The sequence below is a fragment of the Paenacidovorax caeni genome, from assembly GCF_001298675.1.
Classification (GTDB): domain Bacteria; phylum Pseudomonadota; class Gammaproteobacteria; order Burkholderiales; family Burkholderiaceae_C; genus Paenacidovorax; species Paenacidovorax caeni.
Genome location: NZ_CYIG01000002.1, coordinates 1 through 13254, shown reverse-complemented (window position 1 = coordinate 13254; position 13254 = coordinate 1). Strand labels below are relative to the sequence as shown.

The 13254-nt window shown below is 64.5% G+C and carries 12 protein-coding genes; 7 read left to right on the top strand and 5 right to left on the bottom strand.

Annotation, left to right across the window (positions count from 1 at the left end; genetic code table 11):
- Positions 1 to 60: 60 nt before the first annotated feature.
- Positions 61 to 966, bottom strand: a complete 906-nt coding sequence (locus tag BN2503_RS00970; RefSeq protein ID WP_054254780.1) for an AEC family transporter — start codon at positions 964 to 966, stop codon at positions 61 to 63.
- A 34-nt stretch (positions 967 to 1000) separates the two neighbouring features.
- Positions 1001 to 3052 (bottom strand): CocE/NonD family hydrolase, encoded by a 2052-nt coding sequence (locus BN2503_RS00965; RefSeq protein ID WP_233494972.1) that lies wholly within the window; start codon positions 3050 to 3052, stop codon positions 1001 to 1003.
- A 377-nt stretch (positions 3053 to 3429) separates the two neighbouring features.
- Between BN2503_RS00965 and xerD the strand changes: the two genes are divergently transcribed.
- A complete protein-coding gene (gene xerD / locus BN2503_RS00960; RefSeq protein ID WP_054254778.1) occupies positions 3430 to 4386 on the top strand; it encodes a site-specific tyrosine recombinase XerD in 957 nt (318 codons plus the stop codon).
- A 102-nt stretch (positions 4387 to 4488) separates the two neighbouring features.
- Here xerD and BN2503_RS00955 read toward each other — a convergent pair whose 3' ends face one another.
- The 3 genes from BN2503_RS00955 to BN2503_RS00945 form a co-directional block, all read right to left on the bottom strand.
- Positions 4489 to 5769, bottom strand: a complete 1281-nt coding sequence (locus BN2503_RS00955) for an EAL and HDOD domain-containing protein (protein WP_054254777.1) — start codon at positions 5767 to 5769, stop codon at positions 4489 to 4491.
- A gap of 112 nt (positions 5770 to 5881) precedes the next feature.
- Positions 5882 to 7141, bottom strand: coding sequence for an EAL and HDOD domain-containing protein (locus BN2503_RS00950; protein WP_054254776.1), 1260 nt, complete (start codon positions 7139 to 7141; stop codon positions 5882 to 5884).
- A gap of 89 nt (positions 7142 to 7230) precedes the next feature.
- Positions 7231 to 8034 (bottom strand): ferritin-like domain-containing protein, encoded by an 804-nt coding sequence (locus BN2503_RS00945; RefSeq protein WP_054254775.1) that lies wholly within the window; start codon positions 8032 to 8034, stop codon positions 7231 to 7233.
- A 60-nt stretch (positions 8035 to 8094) separates the two neighbouring features.
- Between BN2503_RS00945 and BN2503_RS00940 the strand changes: the two genes are divergently transcribed.
- The 6 genes from BN2503_RS00940 to BN2503_RS00915 all read left to right on the top strand — a co-directional run bounded on the left by BN2503_RS00940 (position 8095) and on the right by BN2503_RS00915 (position 13071).
- The gene (locus BN2503_RS00940; protein WP_054254774.1) at positions 8095 to 8619 is read left to right on the top strand and encodes a gamma carbonic anhydrase family protein; all 525 of its coding nucleotides are present in this window, start codon (positions 8095 to 8097) and stop codon (positions 8617 to 8619) included.
- A gap of 11 nt (positions 8620 to 8630) precedes the next feature.
- Complete coding sequence (gene hslO / locus BN2503_RS00935) at positions 8631 to 9620, top strand: Hsp33 family molecular chaperone HslO (RefSeq protein WP_054254892.1); 990 nt, start codon at positions 8631 to 8633, stop codon at positions 9618 to 9620.
- 342 nt (positions 9621 to 9962) lie between these two features.
- Complete coding sequence (locus BN2503_RS00930) at positions 9963 to 10724, top strand: lysine/arginine/ornithine ABC transporter substrate-binding protein (protein ID WP_054254773.1); 762 nt, start codon at positions 9963 to 9965, stop codon at positions 10722 to 10724.
- Between the two features lie 161 nt (positions 10725 to 10885).
- The gene (locus BN2503_RS00925; protein WP_054254772.1) at positions 10886 to 11575 is read left to right on the top strand and encodes an ABC transporter permease; all 690 of its coding nucleotides are present in this window, start codon (positions 10886 to 10888) and stop codon (positions 11573 to 11575) included.
- Complete coding sequence (locus BN2503_RS00920) at positions 11572 to 12285, top strand: ABC transporter permease (RefSeq protein ID WP_054254771.1); 714 nt, start codon at positions 11572 to 11574, stop codon at positions 12283 to 12285. Before BN2503_RS00925 ends, BN2503_RS00920 begins: the two co-directional genes overlap by 4 nt.
- Positions 12286 to 12291: 6 nt before the next feature.
- The gene (locus BN2503_RS00915; RefSeq protein WP_054254770.1) at positions 12292 to 13071 is read left to right on the top strand and encodes an ABC transporter ATP-binding protein; all 780 of its coding nucleotides are present in this window, start codon (positions 12292 to 12294) and stop codon (positions 13069 to 13071) included.
- Positions 13072 to 13254: the final 183 nt, after the last annotated feature.

Below are 13254 nucleotides of genomic sequence, written 5' to 3'. Positions count from 1 at the left end.
TAGCTGCTAGCGCTTTACCAGCAAGGGCTAGAGCCGTTTTTTGGCTTGAAACCTGGCAGGCTAGCGCGGCAGCCCCAGCGCGAACGGCAAACTGGCCAAAGCCAGTAGCGTGGAGAGTGTGACCAGGCCCGCCACATACGGGCCGTTGTAGCCCATGCGCGCCGCGAGCACGTAGCAGCTCGACGCGGTGGGCAGCGCCGAGAAGGCCAGTAGCACGGTGGTCTGCGTGGCGTCGAGCCCCAGCATGTGCGCCACGGCCCAGGCCAGCAGTGGCAGCAGCAGGTGGCGTATGCCCAGCAGCAGCACCGACAGCAGGCGGGTGTGCTGCAGGTGGCCCCACTGCATGCCTGCGCCGGCGGCCATCAGGCCCAGCACCAGGGCGGCGTTGCCGATGCGTGAGACGGTCGGCGCCATCCAGCCAGGAATGTGCAGGCCCGCCAGGTTGGCGGCCAGGCCAGAGACCGTGGCGATGATGAGCGGGTTGCGCAGCAGTTCGCGCAGGAAATGGTGCTCGCCCTGGCGCGCCATGGGCCAGACGGCAGCCACGTTGAGCAGCGGCACGCACACACCGATGAGCACGGCGATCATCTGCAGCCCCTGGCTGCCTGCCACCCGCTCGGCCAGCGCCAACCCCATGAAGGAGTTGAAGCGGAACGCCACCTGCGCTGCGCCGGCATGCGTGCGCGCGGGCATGTGCTGCCCGATGCCGGGCAGGTGGGGCAGTGCGTAGGCCAGGGCGATGCCCCCCAGGCACAGCAGCAGTCCGGCGGCCATCAGGCCCGAGGCCTCGTGCACGTTGATGGGGTTCCTGACGATGGACTGGAACAGCAGCACCGGGAACAGCAGGTAGTACACCAGCCCCTCGACGGGTTGCCAGACCGCGCGGTTGAGTGCCGTGAAGCGGCAGATGAGGTAGCCGCCGAGAATCAGGGAGAAATCCGGGAAAAGCAGTTGCGCATAGTTCACCGGGCGAGCGTAGCGCAAGAACGCGGGGCCTACCTCACTGGTACCTGCGCGGGATGTGGTCTGTCCATGTTTTTTCCCTCACCAGGCTGCCGTTTTGACGCAAGGTTTTGGTGAACGTAACGTGGAAATAGCCAGTATCCGATGCAATGCGCGCTGTGGTGGCAAGGTCTATTTCATTGCCCGCGATGTTGAATACGTTTGTGCGTTCGCCATGGTATTGGGCGTTGGCAGGGGTGGCGTCATTCACGCTCCAGCGGTACGACTCACGCGATTGGTATTTGTTTTCGCGAATGACCCAGGTAATGTCACTGGCCGTCGTGAATGTCGAATCGCCAGTTTTTTCATCACGAACGCTGTTGAAAGCCGGATTGTGCTTTTCCAGCTCCCTGCCAAAAGGCGCGACATCGCTGGGCTCTGGCGGGGGCAGCGTGCAGGCCGTATCGGTGGCGTTGGCCACAGGGACTTTTGGTAATTCGAGCCATGTGTTTTCGCCCAGCAAAAGATGCGTGGTGCCTGGCGTGGGGCTGGGCCAGATCATGGGAAATTGCGCATTGGCAACGGCCAGGCGGATGCGGTGGCCCGGCTGGAAGCGCCAGGTGGTGAAATGGATCGACGTGGCCAGCGTGGTGGGCTCTCCTGGTACCAGCGCTGCGGGCGCAAGGCGTGAGAAGCGCTGGGAAGGATTGATGGCCGCACCACTGACCAGCGACACCTTGCCATCCGGGGCAACGTCCTCCAGGCGCACCGTCCATTGGTAGAAGGGGGCATCCGCCGCCACGCGCAAGCGCACTTGCGGCATGCCCATGATGTCGATGGCCTCGGTCAACGGGGCCGAGTCGTAGACCAGGCTGTGGGCATCGTCCGCTGCCATGTCGCCCGTTTGCTCGCCCCACCAGCCGCCTGCAGCCATCCCGGCGCCAGCACGGTAGCGCAGGCTGTCGGTGCTCTCCTGCGGTGAAGGGGTGTCGCCGAGTTTTTGCACGGCGTGCGGATAAAGGCGCAGGGTGCTGCTGCCGTCCAACGGCCACTGCCTGTGGCAGCGCCAAAAGCCAGGAACGGTGGTCCTGTCGGTGGCGGGCGCGTGTCCGGTGCGCATGAAGGTCGTCCAGCGCGGCTCATTCAAGATGCCATTTTCGACGCCTTTGAGCCAATAATCCCACCAACGCAGCGCCTTTTGCCGCCATTCGTAATTGGGGCCGGGCACGCCGTATTCTGGCCATGCATGGTTCCATGGCCCAATTTCGGCAATCACGGGCGCCTTCGCGGTATGGCTGACTTCCATGACGAAATCGCGGTAGCCATCGAGCAAACCACCGATCAAATAGGCAGGAACCTCCAGGGGTTCTTTGAATTTGACCGATTCCTTGCGCCAGAACTCACCATCCTGTTGCTGGCGCAGCCAGGTGAATAGCCAAGGTTCCTTGTCGAATCTGTTATTGAAGTAGTTTTCGTCAATGCGGTAGTCCGGGCTTTGCGGCATGGCATTGTCGGTGTCGATTTGGTGCGCATAGGAATCTATGTGCAATGCACCGTCAATGTAGTGCACGTCGTTGTAGAAAAGATCCGTCGAACCATGCGCCGCGATGATGGCCTTGAGTGCCGGCGGTTTCCTGTGCGCCGTCATCAGCGAATTGAAGGCGCTCCATGAAAGGCCGTACATGCCCACCTTGCCATTGGACCAGCTCTTTTGGGATAGCTGTGCGATCAGTTCCTCGGCATCGGAAATCTCTGCTTCGGAATATTCGCTGACGGGAATGCTCCCTTCACTTGCGCCTGTGCCGCGAACGTCCACCCGGGCAACGACATAACCACGCTTGGCAAAGTAGGCGCCATATTCGTAGTCTCCCAGCGCAAAAAAATCATCCTTGCGATAGGGCAGCATCTCCATGATCACCGGGAAAGTCTCGCCAGGCGCTTTGGCGGAAGGGCGATAGTATGTGACAGCCAGACGCACGCCATCTTTCATTTCAAGCGTGCCGTTTTCCATTGAAAAATCGTAATGCCGGGCCTCTTCGGGTGCTTTGGTATCGCCGGAACAGCCGATCAAACCGCATGCCAGCAAGAAGCAGGCCGTCAGTTTTTTCATGGCGGTTGCACTCCATCCCATCGCTTTTCTCCAGATATTTTCTCGTTGCTTGAAAGTGTGAATTTCGACCGAGGGAGGAGCCGCAGCCACGTGGCGGCAGCTTTCACACGCAATAACGTTTCATCATCGCCGTGGCCGTGGTTCCTGGCAAGCCGGTGGCAGGGGGAATCCCGGGTTATTCAGTAGGGTGTATGGGGGGGCGCTGCGGATTTTCTCTGGCCAGCAGCGGGATTTTCTTGAAAATCTCACCGCTGATGCATGGTGAATAAGAGTTGCCTGTCGGCTGGTCTGGGCCAGGCCAGGCAGGGCAGAATGCCGGTTTTGATCTGCGTCGGGCAGGCCGCCAGGATGGGTCTGGCGGGCCGGACCCGTGCCGTATGCACCCCACCCGCACCGAATCCTGTCCGCCTGTGCTGCCTGCAGCGCCTTCAGCGCCTGTAGCGCCGGACGCTAGCGATGCCAGCATCGATGCCTTCGCCGACGCGCTGTGGCTTGAAGAAGGACTGTCGCGCAATACCTTGCAGGCCTACCGTAGCGATCTGCGCGCCTTCGCGCGCTGGCTGGCACCGCAGGGGCGGGGGCTGCTGGAGGCCGGCGAGGCAGACCTGAGCGCCTATTTCGCACACCGCCATGGCCAAACCCGTGCCACCACCGCCAACCGGCGACTCACGGTGTTCAAGCGCTTTTTCCGCTGGGCACTGCGTGAACAGCGCATGGTGCAGGATCCCACGGTGCGCCTGCAGGCTGCGCGCCAGCCGCTGCGTGTGCCCAAGACGCTGTCGCAGACCCAGGTCGAGGCGCTGCTGGCTGCGCCCGATGTGGGGCAGCCGCTGGGCCTGCGCGACCGCACCATGCTGGAGCTGATGTATGCCAGCGGCCTGCGCGTGAGCGAGCTGGTCACGCTCAAGACGTTTCACCTCAGCATGGCCGAAGGCGTGCTGCGCGTCCTGGGCAAGGGGGGCAAAGAGCGCCTGGTGCCGTTCGGCGAGGAGGCGCGCGCGTGGCTGCAGCGTTACCTGGCCGAGGCGCGTGGCGCCATCCTCGGCGGGCAGCAGAGCGACGACCTGTTCGTGACGCAGCGTGGCGCGGGCATGACGCGCGTGATGTTCTGGGTCATCGTGAAAAAGCACGCGCAACTGGCGGGCATCACCGTGCCGCTGTCTCCGCACACGCTGCGCCACGCCTTCGCCACACACTTGCTGAACCATGGTGCCGACCTGCGCGTGGTGCAGCTGCTGTTGGGGCATGCCGATATTTCCACCACCACCATCTACACCCACGTGGCGCGCGAGCGGCTCAAGGCGCTGCATGCCCAGCACCATCCACGGGGGTGAGCTGGAGTCGGTGCCGAATCGGCCTCTAGCACGCGTCCATAAAGCGCAAGCAGCTATCTATTTAGTAGCGTAGGCATGCGCTGCCATGGCAGCGGCGCAGGCTTATTCGTCGGCGTTCAAGCTCTCGGCCCAGATCAGCGCGTTCATGTGCGCCATGTTGATCTGGTGGTTCGACAGGTGCAGGGCGTCTGCGGTGCGGGCGAACGCCGCATCGTCGCCACTTTCGCAAGCGCGGGTCAGTTCCAGGAAGGGGGCGAAGACGCCCTTGTTGTGCAGCAGCGCCTCGATCACCGACTCGGGCAGGGCCACCGATTCGAGCGCGCGCTCCATGGGCACGCCGAGCATGGTGTCGAGCATGGAGAACACGCCAACGACGAAGGCGTTGTCGCATTCCTCGGGCGGCAGCAGCTCCGCCGCGAGCAGCTCCATCAGGCGCCCGCGCACCACGGCGGTCTGGCCGACAGCGGGCGGCGAGCCATCCTTGCGCGAGGTGGTGAGCAGCAGCGCGGCCCAGCGGAACAGCTTCTTCAGCCCCAGGATCATTACTGCGTGGCGGAACGAGGTGATCTCGCACGACAGTCCGAAGCCCGATGAGTTGATGAACCGCAGCAGGTTGAAGGACAGCGTCGGGTCCTTCTTCAGCAGATTTTCGATTTCTGCCGTGGTGGCCTGTTTGCGCACCAGGTTGATGAGCTGAATGATGGTGGCCTGCGAGGGCCGGATGGTTTGCGCTTTGACGATGGACGGCTTGGCGAACCAGTAGCCCTGGAACAGCTTGACGCCGAGCTGGGACATGCGCTCGTGCTGCTCGGCCGTTTCGACTTTCTCGGCCACGATCTGTGCCTTGGGCGCGTGCAGGCGCACATGCTTGACGAGGGGGGCGCACAGCTCGGGGCGGAAGGCCGCCATGTCCAGCTTGATGAAGGTGGCGTGCTGCAGCCAGCTCACGTACGGAGGCATCAGCGCGCGCTGGTCGAACGCCAGGCGAAAGCCGCGCTGGCGCAGGGCCTCGAAGGTGGGCAGGCGGCTGGCGATGTCCTCGGCCGTGGCCTTGTCGTGCAGCGTGGGCACTTCCAGCACGACTTTGTCGGGGTGAATCAGCTCCAGGTGGCCGCCGGCCAGGCTGTCGTGCGTGCAGTTGATGAAAACCAACTTGCGCCCGACCAGGGTCTCGGTGTCGGCGTAGGACAGGGCGTTGAACAGCAGCGCTGCATCGCTGGCGGCGGTGTGCGCATCGTGGGCCGTGGAGCGGTCGAACAGCTCGTAGCCGAACACGGCACGGCGTTCGTCAACGATGGCTTGGCGCCCAATGATGGCGATGTTTCCCTGCTCTTCTGCGCTCTCGGTGGGCATCGTGTCTGCGGTGTCTGGATTACTCGACATGGGCGCTATCTGATGGGTGGCAAAGCTGCTCGGATTTTAGGTCGGCGGCCTGTGCGGCTGCAGACACCTTGGTTAACGATTGTGCCCGGTGTGCGGTGTGCGCCGCAGGCACTCAAGTTTCGGTAACGTGGTCGGCCCAGGCCAGTGCCTGCAAGTGGGCCATGTTGATCTGCTGGCTGCTGAGCTGCAGCGAGGCTGCGGCGCGGTCGAACAGCGCGTCGTTGCTGCTTTCGCAGGCTTGCGCCAGCGTCAGCAGCTCGCCGAGTGGGCCGGTATGGTGCAGCAGCGCAGCGGCCACCGGCTCGGGTACCGACAGCAGGCCGAGCGCCGACTCAATGGGCATGCCCAGCATGACGTCGAGCAGGGAGAAGATGCCCGTCACGAAGGCCTGGTCGGCCTCCTCGGGCGACATGCATTCGGCAGCCAGCAGCTCCATCAGGCGCCCGCGCACCACGGCGGTCTGGCCCACCGAGGAGGGCACGCCGCCGGTGCGCGAGGCGGTAAGCAGCAGCGCGGCCCAGCGGAACAGCTTCTTCAATCCCATGAGCATCACGGCCTGGCGGAACGAGGTGATCTCGCGCGTCATGCCAAAGCCCGCCGAATTGATCAGGCGCATGAGGTTGAAGGCCAGGCCCGCGTCCTTTTTCAGCACTTCTTCAATGGCGTCGGTGCTGGCCTGCTGTCGCACCAGGTTGATCAGCTGCACGATGCTGGCCTGGCCAGGCGACAGCAGCTTGGCCTGTACCAGCGCCGGGCGCGCGAACCAGTAGCCCTGGAACAGCTGCACGCCCATGGTGGAGACCATGTCGTACTGCTGCGCCGTCTCCACCTTTTCGGCGATGAGTTCGGCGCGGGAGTGGCGGCCTGCGTAGCTGATGAGCACGGCCACCTGGTCTGGCGCCAGCACGGAGAGATCAAGCTTGATGTAGTCGGCCAGCGGCAGCCAGGCGGCGTAGGCCGATTCGAGCACCGTGTGGTTGAACGCCAGGTGGAAGCCGCGCTCGCGCAGTCCGGTCAGGATGGGCAGGCGCGCCGCCACCTCGTCCTTGGCGGCGTGGCCCAGTGGCGGAATCTCCAGCACCACTTTGTCGGGGTCGAGCAGTTCAAGGTGGCCGCCGGCCAGGCTCTCGTGCGTGCAGTTAACGAAGATGAGCTTCTTGCCCACCAGTTCCTCGGTGCCCGCGTGCGACAGCGCGGTGAACACCAGGATCACGTCGGAGGCGGCCGTGTGGCCCGACACGCTGCGCGAGCGGTTGAACAGCTCGTAGCCGATCACCACATGCTGCCCGTTCACGATGGCTTGGCGGGCGATCATGGAAATGGCGGATTGCGCACTGCCTGCGGCAGCGGTGGGGGCGGGAGCTTGGGACATGGAGGGCGAACGGATTTCAGGGCCAGTGGCGATGATCGATTGTAGGAAGGAACCGGCCGCGCACACAGGCGCCTCAGGGTTGGGTTTTGTTACATCTGTGTCAGCCAGCGCAGCTCGGTTTCGCTGAAACCGGCGGCCAAGCGCGCGCTGTCGTTCAGCGGTGGCTTGGGGCGTGGCGCTTCGTAGCGCTGCGCCAGTACGGGGTAGTGTGCCTCGGGCTCAAGCCCTTCGCGGGCGCACAACCATCGGTACCAGTGGTTGCCGATGGCGACATGGCCGATTTCCTCGCGCAGGATGGTGTCCAGGATGCCCACCGCCGCCAGTGCGTCGGGCGTACCCACCTGGCGCAGCTTGGCCTGGATCTGCGGCGTGGCGTCCAGGCCGCGTGCTTCCAGCGTGCGCGGCACCAGCGCCATGCGTGCCACGATGTCGTGCGCCGTCTTCTCGCACATGGCCCACAGGCCCTGGTGGGCGGGAAAGTCGCCGTAGTCCCAGCCCATGCCCTGCAGGTGGGTGCGCAGCAGGCGAAAGTGCCGGGCCTCCTCGGCGGCCACCTGCAACCAGTCGAGGTAAAACGCACGCGGCATGTCGTCGAAGCGCCACACGGCATCAAGTGCCAGGTTCATGGCGTTGAATTCGATGTGCGCGATGGCGTGGACCAGGATGGCCCGGCCTTCGAGCGTAGCGGGGGAGCGGCGGGCCACGGCAGTGTGGTGGCGCAGTTCCGGACGCGGCGGGTGACCTGGCAATAAGCGCCCGTCAGCAGGCGGGGCCGGTGCGTTTGTTGCTATTGAAATGGTAGCTGCTTGCGCATGCAGGGAAAGCGCTACGGCAGCTTTTTCTTCAGGGTCTGGCAGGCACAAGGCCTGCAATGCACATTGGCGAAGCTCCATCCCTACAATTGTAGGTTTTGCAAGAAGAACGACGGAAAACACCAAGGAGACAAGGCGGCGATGGCGATTTATGAACTCGATGGCGTGGCACCGCAGGTGCACGCGACGGCCTGGGTGGCCGACAGCGCCCAGGTCATGGGCAGTGTGACGCTGGGCGAGGACGCCAGTGTGTGGTTTGGCACCGTGGTGCGCGGCGATACCGACAGCATCACCATCGGCGCGGGCAGCAATGTGCAGGATGCGAGCGTGCTGCACGCTGACTTTGGCAAGCCGCTGGTGATTGGCGAGCGCGTCACCGTGGGCCACCAGGTCATGCTGCATGGCTGCACCATTGGCGACGAGTCGCTCATTGGCATTGGCGCCGTCGTGCTCAATGGCGCGCGCATCGGCAAGAACTGCCTGGTGGGTGCGGGCGCGCTGGTGACCGAGGGCAAGGAGTTCCCTGACGGGTCGATGATCCTGGGCAGCCCGGCCAAGGCGGTGCGCCAGCTCACGCCTGAGCAAATCGAGGGGCTGCGCCTGAGCGCGCAGCACTATGTGGACAACGCGCGACGCTTTCGGGCCGGGTTGCGCAAACTGGATTGATGTGGAATTGGATGTCTGAACTGCACAAGTTTTTGTTCGATGGCATGCCCGTGCGCGGTGCCATCGTGCGTCTGACCGACGCCTGGGCCGAGGTCCAGCGCCGGCGCGCCAGCAACAGCGAAACCGGCGCTTACGCGCCGCCCGTGCGCGAGCTTTTGGGCGAGATGCTGGCCGCTGGGGTGCTGATGCAGTCCAACATCAAGTTCAACGGCGCCCTGGTCATGCAGGTGCATGGCGATGGGCCGGTCAAGCTGGCGGTGGCCGAGGTGCAGTCCGACCTGGGCCTGCGCGCCACCGCGTCGGTGCAGGGCGAGGTGCCGGCCCAGGCGCGCCTGGCCGAGATGGTGAATGCGGGTGGCGCCGGGCGCTGTGCCATCACGCTCGACCCCAAAGAGCGCCAGCCTGGCCAGCAGCCCTACCAGGGTGTGGTGCCGCTGCAGGGGGTGGAGGGCGACAAGTTCCAGAGCCTGTCGCAGGCGCTCACCTTCTACATGCTCCAATCTGAGCAGCTCGACACGACTTTGGTGCTGGCCGCCAACGACCAGGTGGCGGCGGGGCTCATGGTTCAGCGCATGCCGCAGCAGGGGGAAGCCAATCTGGCCGGTGCCTCGGGCCCTGGTGCGGGCGGCGACCAGAACGGCCACAACGAGGACTACAACCGCATCGCCCATCTGGCGGCCAGCCTCACGCGCGACGAGTTGCTCACCCTGGACGTGGACACGATCCTGCGCCGTTTGTTCTGGGAGGAAAAGCTGCTGCATTTCGTGCCCCAGCAGGGCACAGCCGGGCCCCGCTTCGCCTGCACCTGCTCGCGCGAGCGCGTGCGCAACATGCTGCGCAGCCTGGGCACCGAGGAGGTCGAGGGCATTCTGGCCGAGCGTGAGACGGTCGAGGTGGGGTGTGAGTTCTGTGGCCAGCAGTACCACTTCGACGCGGTGGACGCAGCGCAGATCTTCACCGGCCCGGCCGAGCTCGCGCCAGGTGCGAAGACGGTGCAATAGCGCGGCGTAGCCACCAGGCAAGATTCGCGAGAAATTTCAGCCAAATTGGCCTCTAGCGCTTGGCTGGCAAGCGCTGGCAGCTATCAATCGAGGAGCGCTGTTGGGCCTTGCCCCGCGCTGGGCTGGAAATTGCTGTTGCCCGATTGCGCTGGCGCGCTCCGGCGGTGCAGGTAGGCCGCCGAGCGTAGCCAGGGGGCCCGCGCTGCGGGGGGCACTGGTTTTGTCACATCCTGGCAACAGACGGGCCTGCCCTGCGCCATGGTCTTATAAGGACGGGTTGCCTCCGGTCTCTTGCGGGGCAGCGACAATAGCCCCTTTACCGTTCCCATAAGGAATATCTTCATGCGTAAAACACTTTTTGCCCTGGCCATCACAACCTTGGCCGGCGCTGCCTTCGCCGCTGACCTGCGCGTGGGCCTGAACCCCGCCTACGAGCCCTTTGAGTCCAAGACCGCCACGGGCGAGATCGTGGGCTTCGACGTGGATATTGCCAACGCGCTGTGCGCGCAAATCCAGCGCAAGTGCGTGTTCGTCGAGTCGGAGTGGGACAGCATCATCCCCGGCCTGCAGGCCAAGAAGTACGACGTGATCATCAGCTCCATGTCGATCACCCCCGAGCGCGCGCGCGTGGTGGACTTCACCAACCGCTATTACAAAACCCCCAGCGCCATCGTGGTGAAGAAGGGCACCAAGTACGACGGTCCGGCCTCGCTCAAGGGCATGAAGATTGGCGTGCTCAAGGGCAGCACGCAAGAGAAGTGGGCCCTGGGCGAACTCAAGCCCGCAGGCGTGAACGTGGTGCCCTACCAGTCGCAGAACCAGGTCTATCTGGACATCAAGGCCGGCCGCCTCGACGGTACCGTGGCCGACAAGGTGGAGGTGCACGGTGGCTTCCTGCGCAAGCCCGAAGGCCAGGACTTTGGCTACGTGGGCGCTGACCAGTACGACCCGAAATACTACGGTGAAGGCATTGGCATTGCGCTGCGCAAGGGCCAGGGCGACCTGAAGAAGCAGCTCAACGACGCCATCGCCACCATCCGCGCGAACGGCACCTACGCCAACATCGCCAAGAAGTACTTCGACTTCGATCCGTATGGTCAGTAACCCCCCGAGCGGCTGCGCCGCTCCCCCCTTTCTCTCGGCTTTCGCCGGTAAGGGGGGCGCCGCCAGCGCGGCGGGGCGGCCCTTGCGCGGCGTCTGCTGGCTTGGGCCGCGCCAGTCGTGCGGGCTGCGGGCTATGCCATGGATGAATGGTTTTTTAATTAATGCGTGACTACTATCTCGCCATCCTGAATGGCTCGCTGCTGACGGTGGCGGTGTCGCTGGCGTCGCTCGCGGTGGCCACGCTCATCGGCCTGCTGGGTGCGGCGGCCAAGCTCTCGGGCCGCCGCCCGCTGGTGTGGCTGGCCTCCAGCTACACCACGGTGGTGCGCGGCATTCCCGAGCTGCTGATGATGCTGCTGATCTTCTACGGTGGCGCCATCGGCCTGAACAACCTGCTCGAAGCCTTCGGCTACGAGGAGGGCGTCGATCTCGACCCCTTCATCGCCGGAGTGCTGACCATCGGCTTCATCTACGGCGCTTACATGACCGAGACCTTTCGCGGTGCCATCCTGGCCATCCCGAAGGGCCAGATGGAGGCCGCCTGGGCTTTCGGCATGGGGCGGGCGCAGACCTTCGTGCGCATCACGCTGCCGCAGATGGTGCGCTACGCGCTGCCCAGCTTTACCAACAACTGGCTGGTGCTCATCAAGGCCACGGCGCTGGTGAGCCTGATCGGCCTGCACGACATGACGTACCTGGCCAAGCAGTCCAGCGCCGCTGTGCGCGAGCCCTTTGCCTTCTTCCTGTTCACCGCCGCGCTCTATCTGGTCTATACATCGCTGTCGCTGTGGGCGCTGCGGCGCCTGAGTGAACGCTACAGCCTGGGCGCTGACAAGGTGCAGCTGCTATGAACTGGAGTGTGATATTCGAGCCCGACACGCTGGCGTTGTACGGGCAGGGTCTGGTGGTCACGCTGCAGCTCACGCTCTACAGCCTGGGGCTGGGTGCGGTGCTGGCACTGGCCTGCGCGCTGGCGCTGGTGAGTCCGCGCGTTTGGCTGCGCTGGCCGGCGCAGACCTTCACCTACTTCATGCGCGGCACGCCGCTGCTCATTCAGGTGTACCTGATCTACTACGGCGTGGCCCAGCTCGAATGGGTGCAGGCGCGCTGGGATGCCGTGTGGCCCTGGACGCAGTTCAAGGAGCCGTTCTTCTGCACGCTGCTGTCGTTCAGCCTGAATACGGCGGCCTACACCGCCGAGACGCTGGCCGGCTCGATCCGCGAAACCAACAAGGGCGAGGTCGAGGCGGCGCGCGCCATGGGTATGGGCCACGGCATGCTGATGCGCCGCATCGTGCTGCCCAGTGCCATCCGCCGCATGCTGCCGGCCTATGGCAACGAGGTGGTGATGATGCTGCACAGCTCCAGCCTGGCCAGCACCGTACCGGCGCTGCTCGATCTGACCGGCGCAGCCAGCCGCGTCTATGCCGACTTCTTCCTGCCGTTCGAGGCCTACCTTTTCGCCGCGGCGATTTACCTGTGCATCACCTTCGCGCTGATCGGTGCCTCCAAGCTGCTGGAGCGCCGCTTCCTGGGCTACCTGGCGCCGCGCAAACACTGACATTCCATGCACCGCAATTCCCCCGTCAAACTCCAGGTGGATGACATCCACAAGCGCTACGGCGCCAACGAGGTCCTCAAAGGCGTCTCGCTGACCGCGCACGCGGGCGACGTTATCAGCATCATCGGCAGCTCGGGCTCGGGCAAGAGCACGTTGCTGCGCTGCATCAACCTGCTGGAACGCCCGCAGCAGGGGCGCATCCTGGTGGCTGGCGAGGAGCTGGCCCTGCGCCCGGGCCGCGATGGCGCACTCGAAGCGGCCGACCACAAGCAGCTGCAGCGCCTGCGCACGCGCCTGGCCATGGTGTTCCAGCATTTCAACCTGTGGGCGCACATGACGGTGCTGCACAACATCACCGAAGTGCCGGTGCATGTGCTCGGTCTGTCGCGCGACGAGGCGGTGGAGCGTGCGCGCAAGTACCTGCGCCTGGTGGGCCTGGAAGGGCGCGAGGACACCTACCCCAACCACATGAGCGGCGGCCAGCAGCAGCGCGTGGCCATTGCCCGCGCGCTGGCCGTGGAGCCCGAGGTGATGTTGTTCGATGAACCGACCAGCGCACTCGACCCCGAGCTGGTGGGCGAAGTGCTGCGCGTGATGCAGGTGCTGGCCCAGGAGGGCCGCACCATGCTGGTGGTGACGCACGAGATGGGCTTTGCACGCGAGGTATCCAACCACGTCATCTTCCTGCACCAGGGGCTGATTGAGGAGCAGGGCGATCCGCGCGCCATCATGGCCAACCCGCGCAGCGAACGGCTGGCGCGCTTTCTGTCGGGCAATCTGAAGTAGATTTGCTATTGAAATATGAGCTGCTAGGGAAGGTCTGCAAAACCCAGTCCGCCTGCGTGTCCGAGCTGACTGAGGCACGTTGAGTTTCGCGATGCGGATCGAAGCGACGATGGCAGCTCGATTCGCCGGCAAATTCCGGCGTTATGAGCCAGCGGCACGCCCATTTGACGCCCTGCGGACGCA

What these genes read in the sequence shown, in the direction of transcription:
- BN2503_RS00945 (WP_054254775.1), bottom strand. Translation starts at nt 8,034, where the DNA reads ATGGAGCTTCGCCAATGTGCATTGCAGGCCTTGTGCCTGCCAGACCCT.
- BN2503_RS00930 (WP_054254773.1), top strand. Translation starts at nt 9,963, where the DNA reads ATGCGTAAAACACTTTTTGCCCTGGCCATCACAACCTTGGCCGGCGCT.
- BN2503_RS00920 (WP_054254771.1), top strand. Translation starts at nt 11,572, where the DNA reads ATGAACTGGAGTGTGATATTCGAGCCCGACACGCTGGCGTTGTACGGG.
- BN2503_RS00950 (WP_054254776.1), bottom strand. Translation starts at nt 7,141, where the DNA reads ATGTCCCAAGCTCCCGCCCCCACCGCTGCCGCAGGCAGTGCGCAATCC.
- xerD (WP_054254778.1), top strand. Translation starts at nt 3,430, where the DNA reads ATGCACCCCACCCGCACCGAATCCTGTCCGCCTGTGCTGCCTGCAGCG.
- BN2503_RS00940 (WP_054254774.1), top strand. Translation starts at nt 8,095, where the DNA reads ATGGCGATTTATGAACTCGATGGCGTGGCACCGCAGGTGCACGCGACG.
- BN2503_RS00925 (WP_054254772.1), top strand. Translation starts at nt 10,886, where the DNA reads ATGCGTGACTACTATCTCGCCATCCTGAATGGCTCGCTGCTGACGGTG.
- BN2503_RS00955 (WP_054254777.1), bottom strand. Translation starts at nt 5,769, where the DNA reads ATGTCGAGTAATCCAGACACCGCAGACACGATGCCCACCGAGAGCGCA.
- hslO (WP_054254892.1), top strand. Translation starts at nt 8,631, where the DNA reads ATGTCTGAACTGCACAAGTTTTTGTTCGATGGCATGCCCGTGCGCGGT.
- BN2503_RS00915 (WP_054254770.1), top strand. Translation starts at nt 12,292, where the DNA reads ATGCACCGCAATTCCCCCGTCAAACTCCAGGTGGATGACATCCACAAG.
- BN2503_RS00965 (WP_233494972.1), bottom strand. Translation starts at nt 3,052, where the DNA reads ATGAAAAAACTGACGGCCTGCTTCTTGCTGGCATGCGGTTTGATCGGC.